This window comes from Paenibacillus sp. EKM206P (assembly GCF_011066155.1).
Lineage (GTDB): Bacteria > Bacillota > Bacilli > Paenibacillales > Paenibacillaceae > Paenibacillus > Paenibacillus polymyxa_D.
The window spans coordinates 634,621-640,853 of the sequence record NZ_JAAMNQ010000003.1; the positions used below are offsets into that span (position 1 = coordinate 634,621).

Genomic DNA, 6,233 nt, shown 5'->3' on the forward strand with positions numbered 1-6,233 from the left:
TTTGATTAACATATACGTGGAAGCGGATTTCCAGACATTCTATCCAGCTCCCGTGTTCCACCGATCATCGTTTGGAGCAGCACTCTCCCAGTCCCTTCCTTGACTCGCCCAATCTCACTCGCTGTTTCATAACCCGGGATGGATTTTAGACATTGAACAAGGGCGGCGGCTTCTTCTTCTGCGACGAATATTAAAACTTTGCCTTCATTCGCCATATACAAAGGATCCATTCCCATCATTTCAATCGCTCCCTGTACATCTAGGCGTAGAGGGATCTCTTTTTCCTCGACCACCATATCCAATTCCGTGTGCTCGGCAATTTCTTTCAATGAGGTAGCTATTCCTCCGCGTGAGGGGTCTCTCATAAATCGAATGGTTTTAAATGTGTCCAGAAGCTGATCGACCACTCCATTCAGCGCACAACAATCACTGAGCAGGCCTGGCGAGAATTCCAGACCCGCCCGTTTAGCCAGAATAGCCACTGCATGTTCAGCGATCCCGCCGTTGATGACGATGACATCTCCAGGCCTAATATTCCGCATGGCGATCCGATTTGGCTTTTCCATATAACCTATGCCCGTCGTGTTGATGATCATTCCACCACATGAGCCCTTTTCTACGACTTTAGTATCTCCCGCAATAATGCGGACTCCTGCTTCAGCAGCGGTTACAGCCAATGAATGAACAATGCGCTGCAGGAAAGAAATTTCCAGCCCTTCTTCCAGAATAAATCCTACTGTGAGAAAAGCCGGTTTCACTCCGCTTACTGCAAGATCATTCACTGTTCCTGCTACTGCCAGTTTCCCTATATCCCCTCCGGGAAATTCTAACGGCTGTATAACAAAACTGTCTGTGCTGACCGCTGCGTAAGGAGTTTGTACTGAAATGATAGCAGCATCACTTTGTTCCAATAGCACTGGATCTTTAAAGTATCGTAAAAAAACCTGCTGAATCAGATCATGTGTCATCCTCCCGCCATCACCATGGGAAATAACAATTTTTTGCATGACAATATCCCTCTTCTTTCAACTTCTAGTTCGTTCCTTGTTTCTCTCATAGTGGTAGTAGGTGGAACACGTCCCTTCTGCCGATACCATGCACGGTCCCAGCGGTTGAGAGGGTGTACATGCCTTGCCAAACAGTTTGCATTCAAAAGGAGACATCTTACCTTTCACGATCTCGCTGCATTGACAACCTTTAATCTCCTTGGTTTTTTGCTTATCCGTTATTAGATGTATAGAGGCATCGAATGGGCTGTATTCTCGACGGATCTGCAGACCGCTATCTGGAAGATCACCGAATCCTCTCCACGAAGGGGAGCTGCTAATAAAACAGGAATCCATCATCTTCTGTGCAACCGCATTACCCTCCTCTGCCACAAAACGCGGGTACAGATTATGAAGTTTACGATCAGGTCGATTCAATTCCATAGTGAGAACACCCACGGCCATTAACATATCGATGGGCTCAAAACCGCCAATAACAGCAGGAACATTTAGACTCTCCAGATGAAGCCAACCTCTGCGTCCAATGATGACCGAAACATGGCCAGGCAGAAGAAATCCGTCCAACTGGTGTTCTGAATCATCAAGCAGCGCGTCGAGTGCCGGAGGAGTCAGCTTATGAGCTGAATAAACAAAAAAGTTGCTAAGATTGTTTTCTTTTGCCCTTAGGATGCTGAGTGCGACGCTTGGCGCGGTCGTTTCAAATCCTACTGCCAGGAGGATCACGGTCTTGTTCGGGTTCTGTATAGCTAGATCAATGGCTTCCGACGCGGAATTGAGAATGTGAATGTTTGTTCCATTCGCTTTTTCTTTCTCCAAATTGGAATAAGATCCAGGAACTTTCATCATGTCCCCATATGTGGCCAGGATTACTTCGTGGATGTTTGCATAAGCAATCATCTGATCAATATCACTTTGGGCCGTTACACATACCGGGCAGCCGGGCCCACTGATCAAGTCAATATATGGCGATAACCGCTGTCTTAGACCTGTTTTACTGAAAGCGACGGAATGTGTACCACACACCTCCATGAAACGCAGTTTCCTTCCCAAGCGCTCTCTCGCCTGAAGAAAATGCGGTTCCATCTGTATAAACATCTGTTCAAATTGGACAGGATCCCTGAAGCTCATCAGATTCATGTTTCTCTTAGCATCTCCTTCCATAACAGCAGCCCATCCAGCGCTCTTTCCTCATCAATAATCTGTATAGCCTCGCCGGCGTGAACAAGGACATACATGCCCGGCTCGACCTGTTCCAGCAAACGTGTGCCTACAACAAACCTTGCGCCAAGATACTCAACCTTGGCTTCAAACTCCTCTGGATACACGATCAACACTTTACTTGGGACCGACAGACACATGTTCGTGAGCCCACCTCCATAATCCACTTACAGCCTGCCCTAAGGCGATACCCCCATCTCCAGTCGGCACCTTGTGATGGGTATATACGACGTATCCTTCATGGGTTAAATGTTGTTTGGTAATATGGGTTAAATATCGATTGTTCCAGACACCGCCGCTCAATACCACGGTCGTGATTCCGGTTTGATTCTTCGCTCTATGAACCCCCTCCACAATCATAGAAGCCAGGGTGTGATGGACCTTTCGAACGATGTCCATGAGAGGAGTTTGTCTCACATAATCTTGCATGACTCCTTGAATCATTTCGTCGATTACCCAGCTATCATGCTCGATGGTGTAACGGTAGCGATTAGATATGTCTCCAACTTGAGATGTAAAATCATCTTTCTCCATGATCTCACTGAATTGAATGGCGGCTTCCCCTTCATATGTGCCTTCATGACAGATATTCAAGATTGCAGATATTCCGTCTAATAATCTACCCGCACTGCTTATGCGTGGAGCTGGCAGATTTCCATGCAGCTGAGATAGTAGCAAGGAAAATTGACTTTGATGTCTAGGGAAACAAAACTCACACCATTTCATAAATTGATCTTCTGATTCTGCAGCTTCAAACAGTAAGGACATCCCCGTCATCCATGGGCGTCGTATGGCGGCTTCACCCCCAGGTAGAAGAAACGGTTTGAGGTGCTGAACGCGTCGATACGACAGATAGTCTCCGGTCAGAATCTCAAATCCCCAAAGTGTATCATCGTCCCCGTACCCGGTACCGTCTAACGTACAACCGATTACTGCAGTTTGGATATGATTCTCTGCCATACAAGAAGTCATGTGGGCATGATGATGATAGACCTCCATCAAGGGGATTTGCGATGTCTTTTCCATCATCCGTGTACTCAGATAGTCGGGATGTGGATCATATACGATCAATTCGGGGGCCGCATCTACAAGCTTTTGCAGATGTTCTTGAGCATCTTGTTGATATTTGATATTCTCTAACGTGTTTAAATCGCCAATATGTTGACTGAGATAGGCCTTTCCTTGATGGATATAACAAAATGTATTTTTCATATCCGGACCAATGGCCAAAAGGGTCGGCCAATTTTTTACTGAATCCCCTTGATGAGTACTGGGCAGCGGAATGGTCAAACATTCGGGTACGTATCCTCTAGAGCGGCGGATCAGCTGAAAATCTCCAGCCAATTCTTGTCCAACGGAATCGTCACAGCCCATGACGATAGCCCGGTTATGCAGGAGTAATAGATCGGCAATCGAACCCAGTTGATGTAAGGCGTCATCATCGTTATATATGGTGGGCATTCCGCTCGGATTCCCGCTGGTTACGACCAAGAAATCGATATTTTCCGGAAATAAGAGATGGTGAAGCGGAGTGTAAGGGAGCATCACTCCAATGCGGTTTAGACCCGGTGCTATGGAGCTTAATGGCAGCAGCTGGGATCGCCCAGGTTTAGGCCTTAACAGCACTATGGGTGCTGCTTGGCTGTTTATAGCTTCTGCTTCTACTTTGGAAACAAAGAAGTTGGATTGGATACATGCTAAGTCCTTTGCCATAATGGCTAGAGGCTTATTGGGCCTCCCTTTTCGGACTCTGAGAGAGGAGATCGCCTCCTGAGAGGCGGCATTACAGATAAGATGAAACCCTCCTGCTCCTTTGACTGCAAGAATCTGAGCCTCTTGTAATGCCTGATGGCAGTTCGTCAACCAGTCACCGGACGGCGTTTCCCCCAACTTATTTAACAAAGTTACTTGGGGTCCACAAGCCGGGCAGGTCGTCGTTTGAGCGTGAAATCTTCGGTTTTGTACATTTTTGTATTCTTTTTTGCAGGAAATACACATAGGAAAAGAGGCCATCGAGGTACTTATTCGGTCATAAGGCATCTGTTGCACGAGAGAAAATCTTGGACCGCATTGAGCGCAGGTGGTGAAGGGATAATTGTAGTATCTTGAAGTCGATGCACGGAGTTCAGTTAGGCATTCTGGGCAGGTTGATATATCCGGAGGTATCATGCTGACAGCTTGACCTTCTTCATGGCTCATGGATATAACAAATGCTGTGTCTCCTTTAAGCGGTGTTCTCTCACGGGATATACGATCGACCCTGATAGGGGAGGCGGCCTCCCATATTAATTGTTCCGAGAAAGCAGAAATTTGATCCGGATCCCCCTCCACTTCGACAATCACTAGGGAAGATCGGTTCTGGACAAATCCGGTTAGTCCATATTTTACCGCCAAACGGTAAATAAAAGGCCGAAATCCGACGCCCTGGATCACTCCCTGAACAAACAGCCTTACTCTATGGACCGGCGGACTCTCTTCTTCAGCCATTCTTCCCATTCTTGTACTCCTTCCCCCGTTTTCGCAGAAGTATGGAATATGGGAGCCTTTGATCTTATCTTCCTCAATCCCAGTTCAAATTGTTCTATCCCAAAGTTCAGATGAGGCATCAGATCGATTTTATTCAATAGAATGGCGTGACTCCTCTGAAAAGCCTCCGGGTATTTCTCTACCTTATCCGCCCCTTCTGTTGTGCTGGTTACAGTGACTCTGCAATGCTCTCCCAAATCAAAACTTGCAGGGCACACCAGATTTCCAACATTTTCGATAATCAATAAATCAATTAGGGACAGAGGAAGGGATTGTACTACTTCATTTATCATCCTTGCATCTAGATGACAGGCTCCTTGTGTGTTAATTTGAATAGCTTGAACACCTAGAGCAGCTATGCGTTCTGCATCCAACGTAGTGCATACATCTCCTTCGATCACTGCTACCTGTAACTGAGGTTTAAGTCGCGGAATGACAGCTTCCAATAAGCTGGTTTTACCTGCGCCTGGAGAGCTTAGCATATTAATTGTAAATACATTGTACTCTTCCAATATAGTGCGGTTACGCTTAGCCCATTCATCATTTCCGCGCATAATATCCTGATGGACAGAAATTCGGATTGACATCATTTATTCTCCTTCTATATAAGCAAGATAAAATTCACGTCCTGGACTTATTTCCCATTTTATTATACTGTCCTTCAGTATTGTTCCTTTTTTAAGGCATTCAAAAGCAAAGAAAAGTGCTTCAGGAAGTATGCTTAACTGATCTCCTATAGTTAGCTCAATGGACGTTACCTTGTTAATATCGTGCTCCTTTGCAGTGTTCTGGACGGTCTGAATGATTTCATACATGAGACTTGCTTCGTGCATGTGGATAATATCTCCATTGTTTTAGTTCTATCTTATGCGATTCGTAAATTGAACATGACAATAGAAACTATGTCTCACTGCAGCCAGCAGGCCAATGCACTTGTTTTTATACTGACTAAAAAAAACTCTAGCTGATACAAGGAAACCAGCTAATACTCGTCAAGTGGTACCTTGTTTATTTCTCTGTAGCTTATAGCTTGCATACACGTATCACCCTGAAACAAGTATTATGTACATTAATAGGTACTCTGATTATCTGGAAGTAATAGATGCAGTACTCTCAACTACAACACAAATCGTAATTGATCTTTTAGTGAGCTCTTCCCCAGTGTTAGCTATCAACAGTATAACAACCCAGTATGTTGGTAAGTCGTAGTCCCAGAATTACTTCACTTACTTCACAATAAAAGGGTGACTAGGAGTGTGTGCGGAACAGCCATTTCCCTAATGTGGAACCGACATGGGCAGATGCGCATATACTTTCTAAAAACTAACATCGGGAGGGAATAAACTTGTATCAAGTACCTTCTTACTGGGGAAATTCATACTATATGCGGGCCAATTTTGTACCTATCTGGAACACAGGATTTCCGAAAGCAGTACAAATGATAAAGGAAGCGGTACAAGGGGAGCGTAACGATGAGTTGTT

Annotated in this window: 6 protein-coding genes; all 6 read right to left on the reverse strand. The window is 45.3% G+C overall.

Annotation, left to right across the window (positions count from 1 at the left end; translation table 11 throughout):
- Positions 1-5 precede the first annotated feature (5 nt).
- The 6 genes from hypE to G9G53_RS09775 are packed head-to-tail and all read right to left on the reverse strand — an operon-like array spanning position 6 to position 5,584.
- Positions 6-1,007, reverse strand: a complete 1,002-nt coding sequence (gene hypE / locus G9G53_RS09750; RefSeq protein WP_165147120.1) for a hydrogenase expression/formation protein HypE — start codon at positions 1,005-1,007, stop codon at positions 6-8.
- Positions 1,008-1,025: 18 nt separating this feature from the next.
- Positions 1,026-2,144 carry a hydrogenase formation protein HypD gene (gene hypD, locus G9G53_RS09755; RefSeq protein WP_165147123.1) on the reverse strand — a complete coding sequence of 373 codons (1,119 nt, stop codon included), beginning with the start codon at positions 2,142-2,144 and terminating at the stop codon, positions 1,026-1,028.
- Positions 2,141-2,365, reverse strand: a complete 225-nt coding sequence (locus G9G53_RS09760; protein ID WP_165147126.1) for a HypC/HybG/HupF family hydrogenase formation chaperone — start codon at positions 2,363-2,365, stop codon at positions 2,141-2,143. Before G9G53_RS09760 ends, hypD begins: the two co-directional genes overlap by 4 nt.
- Positions 2,343-4,721: a carbamoyltransferase HypF gene (gene hypF, locus G9G53_RS09765; protein ID WP_165147129.1), complete on the reverse strand. Its 2,379-nt coding sequence runs from the start codon at positions 4,719-4,721 to the stop codon at positions 2,343-2,345. Before hypF ends, G9G53_RS09760 begins: the two co-directional genes overlap by 23 nt.
- A complete protein-coding gene (gene hypB / locus G9G53_RS09770; RefSeq protein ID WP_165147132.1) occupies positions 4,676-5,338 on the reverse strand; it encodes a hydrogenase nickel incorporation protein HypB in 663 nt (220 codons plus the stop codon). The genes hypF and hypB overlap by 46 nt, the downstream gene beginning before the upstream one ends.
- A gap of 3 nt (positions 5,339-5,341) precedes the next feature.
- A complete protein-coding gene (locus tag G9G53_RS09775) occupies positions 5,342-5,584 on the reverse strand; it encodes a hydrogenase maturation nickel metallochaperone HypA/HybF (protein ID WP_165147135.1) in 243 nt (80 codons plus the stop codon).
- Positions 5,585-6,233: the final 649 nt, after the last annotated feature.